This window comes from Natranaerobius trueperi, from assembly GCF_002216005.1.
Classification (GTDB): Bacteria; Bacillota; Natranaerobiia; order Natranaerobiales; family Natranaerobiaceae; genus Natranaerobius_A; species Natranaerobius_A trueperi.
Map to the genome: position 1 here is coordinate 1 of NZ_NIQC01000028.1, position 15,340 is coordinate 15,340.

A 15,340-nucleotide genomic window follows, 5' to 3' on the forward strand; every position below is an offset into this window, starting at 1 on the left:
GATAAATCGAGGGAGATGCTCCCCTTATCTAAGGAAACTCCCTCGATTTCTTCAGCATTTTATCCTGTAATTAAGTTATTCTTATAGGTCATTATCGGAATGTTTACACCAATTACTTGACAGACTCAACTAGTTCACTTAATTAATTCATCTATCAGTCTTTCTTCGATTTGATCTACTTTATAAAAATCTTGAGCATCTATATATATTTCCTCTAATCCTTCTCGTATATTTTTAGCTTGGGCCAATAAAGTTAAGCCTCGATTGATTAAAAAGTCAAATTGTTCTTTACTAATATTTTCTTCATCATTAAGATGGGTAGGGGTTGATCTTTTATCTCTTATATTAATTAACTCTGTATTGTAATGATCAATTATGGGGTGATAGTTATTAGATCTCAAGCATGCTGTATTGAAATGAGGAATATATATAACATCAATTTGTTTAGGATTTAAACCACACATGAATACAATTGGTTTAATTCCTCTATCTAAAGATTCGTTAAGAATATCCTGCATTAACTGATCGGTTTCTGGGTAGAAGTCATCGTCTAGATAAACTAAATAATCGGTGTCTTTAAATAAAGATTCATATAAATTAATATGTCCTTGTGGAGCAAGTGCAGATGCAAAAAGATACCTGGCACTAGAATTTGATTTATCATTTAATTTAAGTGGATTGAAAGAACTAACTTTATTTTCTTTAAATAAATTATCAGTTAAATATTTTTTAAAATCTAGTAATTCATCACGTTTCTTTCTTAATCCCTGCATTTGTTTTATATGGTATTTTGTTTTTTCTGCTAGAGAAAAATAATTATAAGTTAAATTAAAAAGTTCTTTAACCTGCTTTTGTATGTTGGTGATTTCAATTCGATATTTCTTTAACTTATTTGTGTCCCCAAATTGTCCCAGGTCAATAATTTCATCAATTGCACCTGGGGACTTTGGATCAATCACGTGTGGTGCTGTACCGTCTATAATGGCAGTATTAGTTTCAGGTAAGGCAATTCCATCTAGAGATTCGCTATCAGAGGCGCAGTAAAACTTTTCAACGAAGTATCGTTTATCAGTAAAGTGATTAGCTAGTTTTTTTAATAATGTTGATTTTCCGGTTCCTGGCCCCCCTTTTATGACATAAAATCTTTTTGGATTGGAAATAACATAATCAAAAAGGGAGTAAAACCCAAAACTAGTATTACCTCCAGGAAAAAAAGTAGTTATTCTTTGTTCATTCATATTAATCCCTCCTTGCTGATATATTTTATTTGTCATTACTAGAATTTGTGCAGATTTAATTCAAAAAGCAGGATTTATTAGACTGAAAATCGAAGAATAACATAGCAAAAGGAGGTGGATTAGTTGTCAGATTGTATCTTTTGTAAGATTGTAAATAAAGAAATTGACAGTGAAATAGTATATGAAAATGAAAACATACTAGCATTTAAAGACGTGGAACCTCAAGCGCCTGTACATTTATTAGTTATTCCTAAAAAACATATTGAGTCATTTATGAATTTTCAAGAAGAAGATGATGAACTTTTTGCTGAAATTATGGTCACACTTCAGAAATTAGCCAAAGACTTTGAGTTAGATCGATCTGGTTTTCGTATAGTTAATAACTGCGGTGAAGAGGGTGGACAGACAGTAAATCATGTGCATTTCCATCTTCTTGGCAAACGAACACTGACTTGGCCGCCAGGATAATATTTTGTTTTGATTTACTTAATGCAAATTTAATGGTATTATATTATATAGAGATTTTGTTGTTGTGAAAGAGGGGAGGGAAATTTGTGGCTGAAATAAGAGTTGGTAAAAACGAAACACTAGATAGCGCTTTACGCCGTTTTAAAAAACAATGTTCTAAAAGTGGGGTATTAAGTGAAGCAAAAAAGCGCAAGCATTATGAAAAACCGAGTGAAAAGCGTAAGCGCAAAGCTGCTGAACGCACAACTAAAAGAGGTTAAGTAGGAGGCTTGTGTAATGGAAATTGCTCAAAGATTACAACAAGACATGAAAGAGGCAATGAAAAAGAAAGATAAATTTCGGCTATCGGTTATTAGAATGATTAGATCAGAGTTACAAAATCAAGAAATAAATAATTCTGAAGTACTTTCAGAAGAAGATATTATTGAGATTTTAATTAAAGAGAGAAAGAAAAGATCAGACTCTTTAAAAGAATATCAACAAGCCGGAAAAGAAGATACAGTTAGAGACTTAGAAAAAGAAATTGATATTTTAGATGAATACTTACCTGAGCAATTATCTGATGAAGAGTTAGAATCAATCATTAAAGATGCCATTGACAAAGTTGGTGCGAAATCTCTAAAAGAAATGGGACAGGTTATGAAAGTGGTTATGCCAAATGTTAAAGGAAGAGCTGATGGCAAACGAGTAAATAATCTTGTAAAACAGTTACTTGAAAATTAGCGTAAATTGAATCATAGGGCCTATATGGCCCTTTTTTTAAATTAAATTCAAAAATAATTGGAAATAAATTGTTATTTATTTTATAATAATTATTATAGGAAATTAATTGAGGGATGGTGTCTTTATGAAAATGGGTGAACGTACGCTTATTTTGCTAATAATTTTCCTATTAGGAATAATGGCTACAGTCTCTAATGGGGCAGGTGCATCTTCTGATTCAGAACAGACAGTCTATGTAGTGCCGGTAGAAGGGAATATAGAACGAGGTTTATATGCCTTTATGAATAGAGCCTTTGAAAGTGCAAAAGAGGAAAATGCAGATATGATTTTATTAGATATAAACACTCCCGGAGGAACTTTAGATGCGGCCTTTGACATTAAAGATCTAATAGTATATGAAGATATTCCTGTCAATGCTTTTGTTAGCGGTAGAGCAGCTTCAGCAGGAGCTTTTTTAGCATTAGCTGCAGATGAATTATATATGGGACCTAGCACCAATATGGGAGCGGCTGAAGCTAGGATGGGTCAAGAAGTTGCAGATGAGAAGGTTATGAGTATGTGGGAAAGTGAAATGCGAAGTGTTGCTGAAGATAGAGACCCAGAAATTGCTGCTGCAATGGTTAGAAGAGAAATAGAAATAAATGGTCTAGTTTCACAAGGTGAGTTACTTACAATTAATGAAAGAGAAGCAAAAGAACACGGAATGGCTGATGGTGTTGTTTCAGACTATCAGGGACTACTCAATAAGACAGGTTTTGATAATGCAGAAATTATTGAATACGATATGGCTTGGGCTGAACGTTTAGCTAGATTTATCACCTCACCCACAGTAGCGTCAATACTACTAACGCTTGGAATGGCAGGGTTAATTATTGAAATCACTACAATGGGTTTTGGAGTAGCAGGTTCAATTTCATTGCTGTCTTTTGGTCTCTTTTTTGGTGGACATATTTTTGCTGGATTTGCAGGTTATGAAGTTTTACTGTTCTTCTTAGCGGGAATTGTGTTACTACTTTTAGAAGCCTTTGTTGCAGGTTTTGGAGTGTTAGGTCTTCTTGGCATAGTCTCATTTGGATTTGCTATTACTATGTCAGCAGAAAATACACAATTAGGAATGATGATGTTGCTTTATAGTATTATAGGAACAGTTATTATTTTAGCTGTAGCCTTTAGATTTTTTGTTAAAAGTAGGTTCTGGGATAGAATAATATTAAGACATCAAGAAGAAAAAGATCATGGCTATGTGGGTACTAATACAGAGCATAGGGAATTAGTTGGTTTAACTGGTAAAACAGAAACTCCACTTCGACCAGCAGGGACTGCTAGAATCGAATATGAACGTATCGATGTAGTGAGTGAAGGGGGGTATATACCGCAAAATAAGGAGATCAAGATAACTGAAGTAGAAGGATCTAGAATAGTTGTACAAGAGTTAATAAAAGAAGAAGAGGAGGGTAAATAATATGATTGATGGTGGTTTAGTGACATTACTGATACTAATTGCGATTGCAATTCTTGCAATATCTGTAATTTTAAGTTTTATACCTTTAGGCCTGTGGATTTCAGCACAAGCTGCGGGTGTTAAGATTGGCATATTTACTTTAGTAGGAATGCGCTTGCGAAGAGTAATACCCGCTCAAGTTGTTAAGCCTTTAATAAAGGCTACTAAAGCTGGGCTTGAATTGAGTGTAAATAAATTAGAAGGACATAATCTAGCAGGTGGAAATGTAGATAGGGTTGTAAATGCACTTATTGCAGCTCAAAGAGCTGATATTCCATTGTCTTTTGAAAGAGCTTCTGCAATTGATTTGGCAGGTAGAGATGTTCTTCAAGCCGTTCAAATGAGTGTTAATCCAAAGGTTATAGAAACCCCTGTAGTTGCTGCAGTAGCTAAAGATGGTATTGAAGTAAAAGCTAAAGCAAGAGTTACAGTGAGAGCTAATATTGATCGATTAGTTGGTGGTGCAGGAGAAGATACAATTATAGCACGAGTTGGAGAAGGTATAGTCACAACAATTGGTTCAGCTGAAAATCATAAGGCGGTATTAGAAAATCCTGATAACATGTCTCATACTGTTTTGAACAAAGGTTTGGATGCTGGTACGGCTTTTGAAATTTTAAGTATCGATATTGCTGATGTAGATGTTGGTAAGAACATTGGTGCACAACTACAAACTGATCAGGCAGATGCTGATAAAAGAATAGCTCAAGCAAAAGCAGAAGAACGTCGTGCTATGGCGATTGCCCATGAACAAGAAATGAGAGCATCAGTACAAGAAAAACGAGCAAAAGTAGTAGAAGCAGAGGCAGAAGTGCCCCTAGCAATGGCCCAAGCACTCAAAGATGGTAAACTTGGAGTTATGGATTACTATAATATGAAAAACATTCAAGCTGATACAGAAATGAGAAATTATATTTCACAAACTGAATCTAATGAAAGTAGTGAGACTCCACACTATCGAAATCAACCGGTAGATGAAGAAGATGATGAATAAAAAAGATGTCGTAAGAAAACAGGGTTATAAGGGGGTGACCTAATGGGAGATATAATTGTTATGATAATTATATTATTAGGTGCATCAGCTGTAAAAAATGTTTTAGGTGAAGGACGAACAGATAGAGAAAAAAGGACACCTGGTTTTCCGAGACCACAAAATGAACAAGAAACGCAAAACCAAGAAAAAAGAGCTCCTAATTTTCCGTGGCCAGAGGATATAGAGTTCCCTTCATTTCCCAATAAAGGTCAACCAAATGTTAACAAACATCCTGAAGAAGAGGAAAAGAGTAGAGAAATTAGGGAAATCGAAGAAGAAAGAACAAGTCTAAATGATACTATTCGAGATTACGAAGACAAAAAACAAAAGGCGAGAAAAAAAGCACGTCAAGTTTCAGCACAAATGAATCAACTTGAACGTAACAGCTATCAAGTCTCAACTAGGAAAAAAGATTCTGATCTTCAAGAAATGTTTAGTAGTAAAAAAGAACTAAAAAATGCTATACTTTTAAAAGAAATATTAGATCCCCCAAAGAGTAAAAAAAAGAGAAAGAACTTTGTGTAAACTTATAAAGCGAATTGATCATTTGATCAATTCGCTTTTTTTTAATCTGTTTTAATATATGAACAATACTAGGCATATTTTATGGTAGGAGAGGAGGGTGAAGTATGAAAAAACATAACTTAAAGGCAATGTTTACAGATTTTTTTGATTTACCTAAAGATATTGTCCTAAATCTTCCACGTATAATTATAATTGGTGACACACAATTTTATGTAGAAAATCATAGAGGTGTATCTGAGTATTCGGAAAATAAAATAAGGATTAAAATCTCTGGAGGAGAAATAAGTGTTACTGGCTCAAGCCTAGTGCTTCGAAATATTTTTGAAGAGGAGATATTAATAGAGGGCAATATTGAAAATATCGAGTTTAATAACTAATGGGGGGACGTTTGGTGATTTTTAAAAAAGTGTGGTATTATATCATTGGGTATTTAGAAGTAACAGTTATTGGAACAACTGTTGAAAAATTTATTAATCTAACTACACAGAATAATATCTTGATTTGGGATATTAAAAAATATCCACGTGGACTCAAATTAAAAATTAGTATATCAGACTTTCATAAATTAAGACATATTATTAGAAAGACAAACTGTAGAGTGAAAATCGTAGAGAAAAAAGGTATTCCGATCTTAAAAAAGAAGTTAAGAAAAAGAAAAGTATTAGTAGGTGGAATTGTTGTAGCCATTGTGGTGTTAATTTACCTATCTAGTTTTGTATGGTTCATTGAAATAGTAGGAAATGAAAGAGTTTCTGATGAAGAAATAATTGAGACTTTAGAAGAATCTGGTGTAGCACCAGGAACTAAAAAGTCTGAGTTTGAAGCTCATGAAATAGAAAATATAGTTGTAAATCAACATGATGAGATTATTTTTGTTGGAATCAGAGTGAAAGGCATGAAAGTCCAAATTGAGATAGTTGAAAAAGAAGAACAACCAGAGGAGTTTGAGGGGCCTACAAACATAGTGTCAGATAGAGAAGCTTATATTACAAATATTCTGGTTTTTTCAGGATTTCCGGCTGTAGAACCTGGAGATGTGGTGAAAGAAGATGATGTTTTAATATATGGTAGGACAGTTTCTGATCAGGTTTTAGAAGAACGAATCTTTGAGGATGAGGATAAAGCAATTGCTGAAATATTAGATGAATTTCCACAAACTCAAGCACAAGGAGTAGTAAAAGGAAAAGTACATCAAAAGGGTTACGGTGAGTCTGAACTTGTTTATGAAAAAAGAGAAAGAACTGGGGAAAAAATAACTCAGTATGGATATTACTTTAATGGAGAGACTAATTATTTAGACTTGAAAGAGCCTTCATATGTAGAGTATGATAAAAAGAAGACTTTAAGAAAGCTAAATATAGATAGTTTAGGGTGGGAGATAGGGTTAGTGAGAAAAGAATATTATGAAGTAGAAGTTTCTCAGGGTGAAAGAAGTAATAGTGAAGCAAAAGAATTAGCAAAGGAAAAAGCTTATGAGCAAGCGAAAAAAACCTATCGAGATGGAGATAATACAGAAATAGTTGATGTGCATTTTGAGGAGCTTAAAATTGAAAAAGATCAATTGGTTAGGATAAGGGCTATTCTCTCGGTTGAAAGAAATATTGGTAAAGAAGTAAAATTACAATAAAACTATTGGAGGGGTGTTTTCTTGACAAGATCGCAAAATACAAATTTAATAGAAACTGTTCAATTAAATGATGAGTCTGAAGTTTTTAATCTTCTAGGAAATTTTGATGAAAATCTAGAAGTTATAGAAAATTGTTTTCCTGTAACTATTATTCCAAAAAGTCAAGGGATAAAAGTTAAAGGGGATCAAGAAAGTGTAGAAAACACTAAAATTTTAGTTAATACTTTATTAGACTCTATTAGAAAAGGTAAGAAAATAACGGCCTTTGATATCAAATATGCGGCTGATATGATAAAAGAAGGAGAACAAGACAAGGTGCGAGAAGTATTTGAAGAGCTTATATTTACAACTGAAAGAGGAAAGAAGATAAAGCCTAAGACTGTAGGTCAAAAAACATATTTAAAATCTATTCAAAATAATGATATAGTTTTTGGAATAGGTCCTGCAGGAACTGGTAAAACATTTTTAGCAATTGCAATGGCAGTTGCTAGTCTTAAGAGACAAGAAGTAAATAGGATTATATTAACACGCCCTGCTGTAGAAGCAGGTGAAAAACTTGGCTTTTTACCTGGGGATTTACAAGAAAAGGTTGATCCGTACCTGCGACCAATTTATGACGCTCTGTTTGATTTACTAGGGATGGACAAGGTGCATAAATATATGGAGAAAAGAATAATAGAAATAGCTCCTCTTGCTTATATGAGGGGGAGGACTTTAGATGATTCATTTATAATTTTAGATGAAGCTCAAAATACTACTTCTGAGCAAATGAAAATGTTTTTAACTAGAATTGGTTTTAGTTCAAAGGCTGTAATAACAGGTGATATAACACAAGTAGATTTACCTTCAGGGAAGTATTCAGGATTATCTGAGGTAACTAATATTTTACATGGAGTGTCAGGATTAGCTTTTGTATATCTAACTGAACGGGATGTTGTTAGGCATGAGCTAGTTCAAAAGATTATATTAGCTTATGAAGAACACGAAAAACAGAATGATTAATTTGGTAAATTAGGAGGATTGGAAATGAATTTAGGGAGAGGCGCTCAGAATGAAAATAATAGCTCAACAAATAACAAAGAAATTAAGCCATTGTGTCAAAGGGTTTTTATTGCTTTTATAGTTTTTTTGAGCGTCTTTGCAGTTACAAGTGTTGGCTTTTTACCTGATACATTAGAAGTTGGGCAAGTTAGTCCTAAAACATTCTATGCTCCTGAAGAAGTGGTAGATCGGTATACAACAGAAGAACGAAGAAGTGAAGCCGAAAAAGATGTGCCAGAAGTCTATGACTTAGATCCTAGCATTAAAGAAAATTCTTTAAAGATTCTTACAGAAACATTTGATTTATTGATAGAAGCCAATGTAGAGTACTATGAAAAACAAGAGGAAGCTCTAGAGCAAAATGAAGAATATTGGAATGAATCAGAAACTGTAACAGAATTAGAGGACGATTTTTTTGAAAATGCACCTGTTTCCTTAGCTGAAGACATGTCTATACCAATAGGTGACTTCTCTATTGAAAGTTTAGAAGAAGTTAAAAGTGATGCTAATACAATTTTGAGTAACCTATTAGATCAGGGAATTAAACCGGATGCCATTGATAATGCTAAAGAACAAATTGAACAACAAGTTGATGTTTTACCATACCATATAGATTTAAAAGAATTCTCTTTAGCAGCTCTACAAGAGACTGTATCACCAAATATGACCTATAATGAGGATGCTACAGAGGAAAGAAGGATGCTTGCTCGAAAAGAAGTTGAGCCTGAAACTATAGTTGAAGGAGAAGTAATTGTTCGAGAAGGTGAAAGAATAACTGAAAGACATTTAATGATTCTAGAAGACTTAGGACTTCAAAGGGCTCATGGAGATTACTTTATGCTATTAGGACTAGCCATCCTTATCGCAATTGTAATTGGGTTAGCAGCTATTTATATTTATTACTACTTTGAAACAACGTTTTATGATAATACATTGTTAGTTTTATTAGGTCTGATCTTTGTAGCTACTTTAGTGATAGCTCGTGTCTCAAGCGTATTTTCCGGGTATTTAATTCCAACAGCGATGGCAGCGATTTTGTTCACTGTTTTATTTGGAGCAAGATTATCGATAGTTCTAGTTTCCCTTTTAGCTATATTAATCGGAGTAATGTCTGGGAATAATATAGATGTGGCTATTTTAGCTATTGTTGGTGGTTTTACAGGTACCTATTCAGTTGCTAAATTACAACAACGTGGAGATCTTACTAGGGCAGGTCTATACGTTGGTCTTATAAACGCTACTACAATTTTTGCCTTATTTCTTGTAGATGGCGGTTTTAGAATAGAGTACGATATATTAGCTGATTTATTAGTCAATGTTTTCTACGGTATTTCTAATGGTATTTTATCAGCAATTTTGGCAATTGGATTTTTACCTTATTTAGATAGTGCCTTTGGGTTAACTACTTCAATTAGACTATTAGAATTAGCAAACCCAAATCATCCATTATTAAAAAAATTATTAGTTGATGCACCAGGTACATATCATCATAGTATAATTGTTGCTAATTTAGCAGAAACAGCAGCTGATGAATTAGATGCCGACCCAATCTTAGCTCGTGTAGGAGCTTATTACCATGATATTGGGAAAATAACTAGACCGTACTTTTTTATTGAGAATCAGTTAACTAAGGATAATCCTCATGATAAAATTTCACCAAGTTTAAGCTCATTGATTATAACATCACATATAAAAGATGGTGTGGAATTAGCAAAAAAGAACAAACTACCACGTGTTATAATCGATATTATTAAAGAACATCATGGTACGAAAATGGTAAGTTATTTTTATCAGAAAGCATGTAAAGATAACTCTAGAGAAGATAATCTGATTGAAGAAGATTTTCGTTATACTGGTCCGAGACCCCAGTCGAAAGAATCTGCTATTATTATGCTTGCAGACTCTGTTGAAGCAGCAGTTAGAACTATATCTAGTCCTAATCCAGGTAAGATAGAGGGATTAGTACGAAAACTCATAAAACAGCATTTAACAGAAGGACATTTAGATGAATGTCACCTAACCTTAAAAGATTTGAATATTATAGCTGAGTCTTTTAGTAAAATACTTAGTGGTATTTTCCATAGTAGAATAGAGTATCCAGAAAATTTACCTGATAAAAGGGAGGGAAAACATGGAACTGATAGTAAACAACCAAACGGACACACCGATAACAAATCAACAGACGAAGCTACTGAAAAAAATTCTGAAAACGACTCTTGATAGAGAGGAATTAAATATTTCCAGTGAAATTTCAGGTGAAGTTAGCTTAGAGATAGTTGATGATAACGGGATAAAAAAATTAAACCATATATATAGGAAAAAGAATGAATCAACTGATGTCTTATCCTTTCCGCAACTTGAAGACGAATTAGAAGAAGAAAATAGTGACAAGTATTTAATGTTGGGTGATATTGTTATTAATAGATACGCTATTATTAACCAAGCTGAACAATATGGGCACTCGGAAGAAAGAGAGCTTTCATTTTTATTTTTACATGGTTTATTACATCTTCTAGGATTTGATCATGACAATGCAAAAAATTGCAATGAAATGTTTGCACTTCAGGAAGAAATTTTATCTAAACTTGATATTACAAGAAGTTAATATCAAGTTATGGAGGAAACCCTATGAAAAGACGCAATTTATTAGATAGTTTTCGTTACGCGCTTAAAGGGATTTTCTACACTGTTCTAACACAACCCAATATGAGGTATCATATAATTGCTGCATTGCTCGTATTAATTATAGGGCATATAATAGGGATTGATTTACTAGAAAGATTATTAGTTACTCTGTCAATTTTTTTAGTTCTAATTACAGAAATGATAAACACTGCTATCGAAAGCACAGTGGATCTGTATACTAAAAAGCAAAGACAACTTGCTGCAATTGCAAAAGATGTTGCAGCAGGAGCTGTTATGCTAGCCTCCATTAATTCCTTAATTATCGGATATTTTCTCTTTTTTAAAGATATAAATTTATTGATACTTGAATTAGTATCTATTATAAAAAATAGTCCATCCGAGATAATTATTGGAACTTGTATAATTTTTATTATTATAACAGGGGGGATGGCAATATTACTAGACAATCGGACTCATTTTCTTTCAATTATCATTTCAAGTTTATCTGGTATTATTTTTTTACATAGCCTTTTTTATTTAAAAAACCTACTTTTTGCTGCTGTTTTAGGTCTAATTTTATTTCATATGTTTTTTTATCTTCTTAAGAAGATAAGGAAAGAATGTACACCTGTTTTTAAGATTTTATGGATGATAAACGGTGTTTTTTTAAGCCTTATCACCATTCACTTGTTCGAATGACTTAAAAGGGGGAGGAGTTTGGTACGCGCTGTTGTTAAAAAAATTAGGAACTATTTTTTTGCTGGAGTAATTGTATTACTTCCTTTGGTTTCGAGCTTATATATTTTTTGGGTGCTTTTTAGATGGTTAGATAATTTAGTAGAAACCCCTGTTAATTTAATTCCATGGGAAGGACCAGGTGCAGGGATTATATCAGCTGTAATTATCATACTAATTACTGGAGTTCTTGCAACAAATTTAGTTGGTAAAAAAATTGTATACTTGGCAGATATATTGTTTACTAGAGTACCTTTTATTAGAAATATATATACAGCTATAAAACAATTATTAGATACTTTTACAAATCTAGAAAAAAAGACATCTTTTAAAAGAGTAGTGATGTTAGAGTATCCACGTAAAGGATGTTATGTTATAGGTTTTGCAACAGGAGACTCACGAGGCGAGCCACAAATAAAAACGAATGAAGAATTGATGAGTATATTTATACCTACTACACCTAATCCTACATCAGGAATACTAGTTATGGTTCCAAAACAAGAGATAACTTTTTTAGCGATGACTGTAGAAGAAGGTTTGAAATTTGTAGTATCTGGTGGCGTTGTAACTCCAGAGCTAATACAGAATAACAAGGAGGTAGGATGACTGTGACAAAAGCAATTAGTGATGAACAAATTAAGTATATGATAGACCTTGCTGAACAAGGTAAAGATAACGCTTATGTACCATATTCAAAGTATCCAGTAGGTGCGTCAATTATGACCGGGGATGGAGAATATTTTAATGGTTGTAATGTTGAAAATGCTTCATTTGGTCTTACAAATTGTGCAGAAAGAACAGCAATATTTAAAGCTGTTAGTGAATCGAAAAAGACTAATATTAAATTATTAGCAGTAATTGCTGATTCAGAAAACTTTGCCTCTCCTTGTGGTGCATGTCGCCAAGTTATAATGGAATTTGGCCAAGATGCACAGATAATTTTAGCTAACAAAAGTAAAGAATACAGGATAGTTAGCTCTGAAGATCTACTGCCAGGTGCTTTTACAAAGAATGAGCTCGAATAATTTCTAAAGAAAAATAAAGGGGAGTTGAGTATGGCTGTGCCCAAAATAGAAGTTAACTTTGAAAAACTAGTTCATAATGTTGATGTTATAACAAGTAAGTGTAAAGAAAAAGGCATATCCGTAATGGGTGTGACTAAAGCTGTTTTAGCACATCCACGTATTACTGATGCGTACATTAAAGGCGGTTTAGAGGAGTTAGGAGATTCAAGAATACAAAATATCAAAAGACTGCGTGACTATGGTTTTACTGGAGAAATAACCTTATTAAGATCACCTATGCAAAGTGAGATATCAGATGTTATTAGTTTTGCTGATGTAAGTTTAGTTACAGAACTTAAAACACTTAAAGCAATGAATAAAGAAGCAAAACTTCAGAATAAAGAACATAGTTACATTGTTATGGTTGATGTAGGAGATCGAAGAGAAGGGATCTTACCTGAAAAATTTGTCGAATTTGTTCAAAAAGCGCAAGCTTATGAGAACTTAAACTTTAAAGGTATAGGGCTTAATGTCGGTTGTTTTGGTGGTGTTTTACCAACTTTTCGTAATGCTCAAATAATAGCTGATTTAAAACAAGAGATTGAAAAGAAAGGGATCGATGTTTCAGTATTATCTGGTGGTAATAGTTGTGGTGTGACTCTTGTATTCAATGATGGACTCCCAAAAGAGATCAATCAGCTTAGAGTAGGGGAAGGGTTTTTACTAGGTATGGATAGTGTTAGGGAATTAAAAATACCTAATACACACCAAGATGCATTCAAATTAGTTGCAGAAATTATTGAAATAAAGCAAAAACCGTCATTACCTGAAGGTGAAATAGGAAAAGATCCTTTTGGAAATGTACCTGAATTTACAGATCAGGGAATAAGAACTCGTGCTATAGCTGCAGTAGGAAAGCAAGATGTTTCTATCGAAGGACTTATACCTATAGACAATAAAATAAGTATTGAAGGTGCAAGTAGTGACCATTTGATTATAGATATTACTGATTCACAGTGTACTTATGATGTAGGAGAAAAAGTAGAATTTAATATGACATATGGAGCAGTTCTATCTGCAATGACTTCACCTTACATAGATATTGAAGTAAATGATTAGGAAAGGAGAAAGATCTTATGTTTAGTTCCGGTTTTGTTTCAGTAATAGGACGCCCGAATTCTGGAAAATCTACATTGATTAACTATATATTGGGGCAGAAAGTAGTTATAACAAGTGATAAGGCTCAGACTACTAGAAATCAGATTCAATGTATCTACAATGGTAGTAATAGTCAATTAGTCTTTATTGATACGCCAGGTGTACATAAGCCTAAACACCGACTCGGGGAGAAAATGTTAAAGTCAGTAGAAAGAAGTCTTAATGAGATGGATGCTTTAATGTTAGTTATTGATGCATCAGTAGCACTAGGAAAAGGGGATAAATTTGTCATTGAGAAACTCTCTAATATTTCATCACCAATAATTCTTGTTATGAATAAAATTGATTTAGTTGATATGGAAACAGCTAAAGAAAAAGCAGATAAATTAAAACAATTATTCAAACCTACTAAAACTTATTATATCTCCGCTTTAAAAGGAGATAATGTACAAGATTTACTTAAAGATCTAGAAAATCTAATGCCTGAAGGTCCGCAATATTATCCAGAAGATCAAATAGTAGATCATCCTGAAAGATTTGTAATCTCAGAAATTGTACGAGAAAAATTATTACACTATACGCAGGAAGAAATCCCACATTCTTTGGCTGTTGAGATTTTATCAGTATCAAATCGAGAAAATAAGGATTTAATTGATGTTGAAGGCGTTATATATGTAGAAAGAGAATCACAAAAGAAAATTGTTATTGGGAAAAAAGGGAATCTGTTAAAGAAGATAGGAAAAGAAGCAAGACAAGATATTGAAAGATTATTGGGTAGCCATATTTATTTAGACCTATGGGTGAAAGAGAAAAAAGACTGGCGTAATAAAGAGAGATTTTTAAAAGATTTGGGGTATTAAGTATGTGTGCCGTATATAAGACTGATGCGATAGTTATAAAAAATCAAGATTATCGTGATTATGATAAGTTAGTTACTTTATTTAGCCCTGAATACGGGAGGATATCTTCAATAGTTAAAGGTGTAAAAAAGCCAAAAAGCAAATTATCAGGAATAGTTCAAAGTTTTACTTATGCAAATTTTCAATTATATTCAGGTCGTAGCTTAGATAAAATCGTTCAGGGAAAGATTGTACATGAATTTGGAAAAGTTAGAACCGATTTGGCTATTATGAGTGCTGGTATGTGTATTTTAGAATTACTAGATAAGACTATACCAGAAGGAGAAGAATATTCGGCCCTTTTTGGTGTTACCTTAAGTTCATTACACCTGCTAGAAAAAGGTTATTCTCCATCGTTAGTTTTACGTATATTTGAAGCTAAATTGATACATAATTTAGGTGTAAGCCCTGATTTATCTGGGTGTGCAAACCATGAAAAAGAAGTAATGTCAAATAATACTAGAAGTTTTTTTGACCCAGAGTCTGGGGGATTAATTTGTGAAGAATGTTTTGAGAAATTGAAAGCATATGAAAAAGATATGCACATTTCAGCGTTTCCTATAGATTTTGGAAGTGTTAATATAATTAAAAGATTATTTTCCCTACCAGTTTATCAATTACGTAATCTAAAATTAACATCATTTCAAAACAGCACTATAGAAAAAGTACTTTCTCATATGTTAAAAATACACTTTGATGTAGTTTGTAAAACAAAATCATTCTATTTGACAATGAATGAAAATTAATTGATTCTGTTTGACAT

The 15,340-nt window shown here is 32.9% G+C and carries 18 protein-coding genes; 17 read left to right on the top strand and 1 reads right to left on the bottom strand.

Translation table 11 applies throughout. The features are described 5' to 3' along the window. Positions 1 to 134 precede the first annotated feature (134 nt). Positions 135 to 1,238 (bottom strand): hypothetical protein, encoded by a 1,104-nt coding sequence (locus CDO51_RS10465; protein WP_089024218.1) that lies wholly within the window; start codon positions 1,236 to 1,238, stop codon positions 135 to 137. 123 nt (positions 1,239 to 1,361) lie between these two features. Here CDO51_RS10465 and CDO51_RS10470 point away from each other — a divergent pair, with 123 nt between their 5' ends. The 17 genes from CDO51_RS10470 (at position 1,362) to recO (ending at position 15,323) form a co-directional block, all read left to right on the top strand. Next, a complete protein-coding gene (locus CDO51_RS10470) occupies positions 1,362 to 1,706 on the top strand; it encodes a histidine triad nucleotide-binding protein (RefSeq protein WP_089024219.1) in 345 nt (114 codons plus the stop codon). A gap of 86 nt (positions 1,707 to 1,792) precedes the next feature. Further along, positions 1,793 to 1,966: a 30S ribosomal protein S21 gene (gene rpsU / locus CDO51_RS10475; RefSeq protein WP_089024220.1), complete on the top strand. Its 174-nt coding sequence runs from the start codon at positions 1,793 to 1,795 to the stop codon at positions 1,964 to 1,966. A gap of 16 nt (positions 1,967 to 1,982) precedes the next feature. Further along, the gene (locus tag CDO51_RS10480) at positions 1,983 to 2,429 is read left to right on the top strand and encodes a GatB/YqeY domain-containing protein (RefSeq protein ID WP_089024221.1); all 447 of its coding nucleotides are present in this window, start codon (positions 1,983 to 1,985) and stop codon (positions 2,427 to 2,429) included. Between the two features lie 124 nt (positions 2,430 to 2,553). Beyond that, on the top strand, positions 2,554 to 3,891 hold the full coding sequence (locus CDO51_RS10485; RefSeq protein WP_089024222.1) for an NfeD family protein: 1,338 nt from the start codon (positions 2,554 to 2,556) through the stop codon (positions 3,889 to 3,891). A gap of 1 nt (position 3,892) precedes the next feature. Further along, positions 3,893 to 4,924: a flotillin-like protein FloA gene (gene floA, locus CDO51_RS10490; protein WP_089024223.1), complete on the top strand. Its 1,032-nt coding sequence runs from the start codon at positions 3,893 to 3,895 to the stop codon at positions 4,922 to 4,924. A 42-nt stretch (positions 4,925 to 4,966) separates the two neighbouring features. Next, positions 4,967 to 5,488, top strand: coding sequence for a hypothetical protein (locus tag CDO51_RS10495; protein WP_089024224.1), 522 nt, complete (start codon positions 4,967 to 4,969; stop codon positions 5,486 to 5,488). Between the two features lie 104 nt (positions 5,489 to 5,592). Next, complete coding sequence (gene yqfC / locus CDO51_RS10500) at positions 5,593 to 5,865, top strand: sporulation protein YqfC (protein WP_089024225.1); 273 nt, start codon at positions 5,593 to 5,595, stop codon at positions 5,863 to 5,865. 14 nt (positions 5,866 to 5,879) lie between these two features. Next, complete coding sequence (yqfD, locus tag CDO51_RS10505) at positions 5,880 to 7,115, top strand: sporulation protein YqfD (protein ID WP_158212424.1); 1,236 nt, start codon at positions 5,880 to 5,882, stop codon at positions 7,113 to 7,115. A 21-nt stretch (positions 7,116 to 7,136) separates the two neighbouring features. Further along, a complete protein-coding gene (locus tag CDO51_RS10510) occupies positions 7,137 to 8,117 on the top strand; it encodes a PhoH family protein (protein ID WP_089024227.1) in 981 nt (326 codons plus the stop codon). Positions 8,118 to 8,141: 24 nt separating this feature from the next. Continuing rightward, positions 8,142 to 10,376, top strand: coding sequence for an HD family phosphohydrolase (locus CDO51_RS10515; RefSeq protein WP_089024228.1), 2,235 nt, complete (start codon positions 8,142 to 8,144; stop codon positions 10,374 to 10,376). After that, positions 10,288 to 10,761 (top strand): rRNA maturation RNase YbeY, encoded by a 474-nt coding sequence (gene ybeY, locus CDO51_RS10520; RefSeq protein WP_089024229.1) that lies wholly within the window; start codon positions 10,288 to 10,290, stop codon positions 10,759 to 10,761. Before CDO51_RS10515 ends, ybeY begins: the two co-directional genes overlap by 89 nt. Before the next feature lie 23 nt (positions 10,762 to 10,784). After that, on the top strand, positions 10,785 to 11,480 hold the full coding sequence (locus tag CDO51_RS10525; RefSeq protein WP_089024230.1) for a diacylglycerol kinase family protein: 696 nt from the start codon (positions 10,785 to 10,787) through the stop codon (positions 11,478 to 11,480). Between the two features lie 18 nt (positions 11,481 to 11,498). Beyond that, complete coding sequence (locus CDO51_RS10530; protein ID WP_089024231.1) at positions 11,499 to 12,122, top strand: DUF502 domain-containing protein; 624 nt, start codon at positions 11,499 to 11,501, stop codon at positions 12,120 to 12,122. A gap of 14 nt (positions 12,123 to 12,136) precedes the next feature. Then, entirely contained in the window at positions 12,137 to 12,541 is a 405-nt protein-coding gene (gene cdd / locus CDO51_RS10535) for a cytidine deaminase (protein ID WP_420811494.1), read from the top strand. A 30-nt stretch (positions 12,542 to 12,571) separates the two neighbouring features. Beyond that, a complete protein-coding gene (locus tag CDO51_RS10540) occupies positions 12,572 to 13,639 on the top strand; it encodes an alanine/ornithine racemase family PLP-dependent enzyme (RefSeq protein ID WP_089024233.1) in 1,068 nt (355 codons plus the stop codon). Between the two features lie 17 nt (positions 13,640 to 13,656). Next, positions 13,657 to 14,538, top strand: a complete 882-nt coding sequence (gene era / locus CDO51_RS10545; protein ID WP_089024234.1) for a GTPase Era — start codon at positions 13,657 to 13,659, stop codon at positions 14,536 to 14,538. 2 nt (positions 14,539 to 14,540) lie between these two features. After that, positions 14,541 to 15,323 carry a DNA repair protein RecO gene (gene recO, locus CDO51_RS10550; protein ID WP_089024235.1) on the top strand — a complete coding sequence of 261 codons (783 nt, stop codon included), beginning with the start codon at positions 14,541 to 14,543 and terminating at the stop codon, positions 15,321 to 15,323. The last annotated feature ends 17 nt before the right edge of the window (positions 15,324 to 15,340 follow it).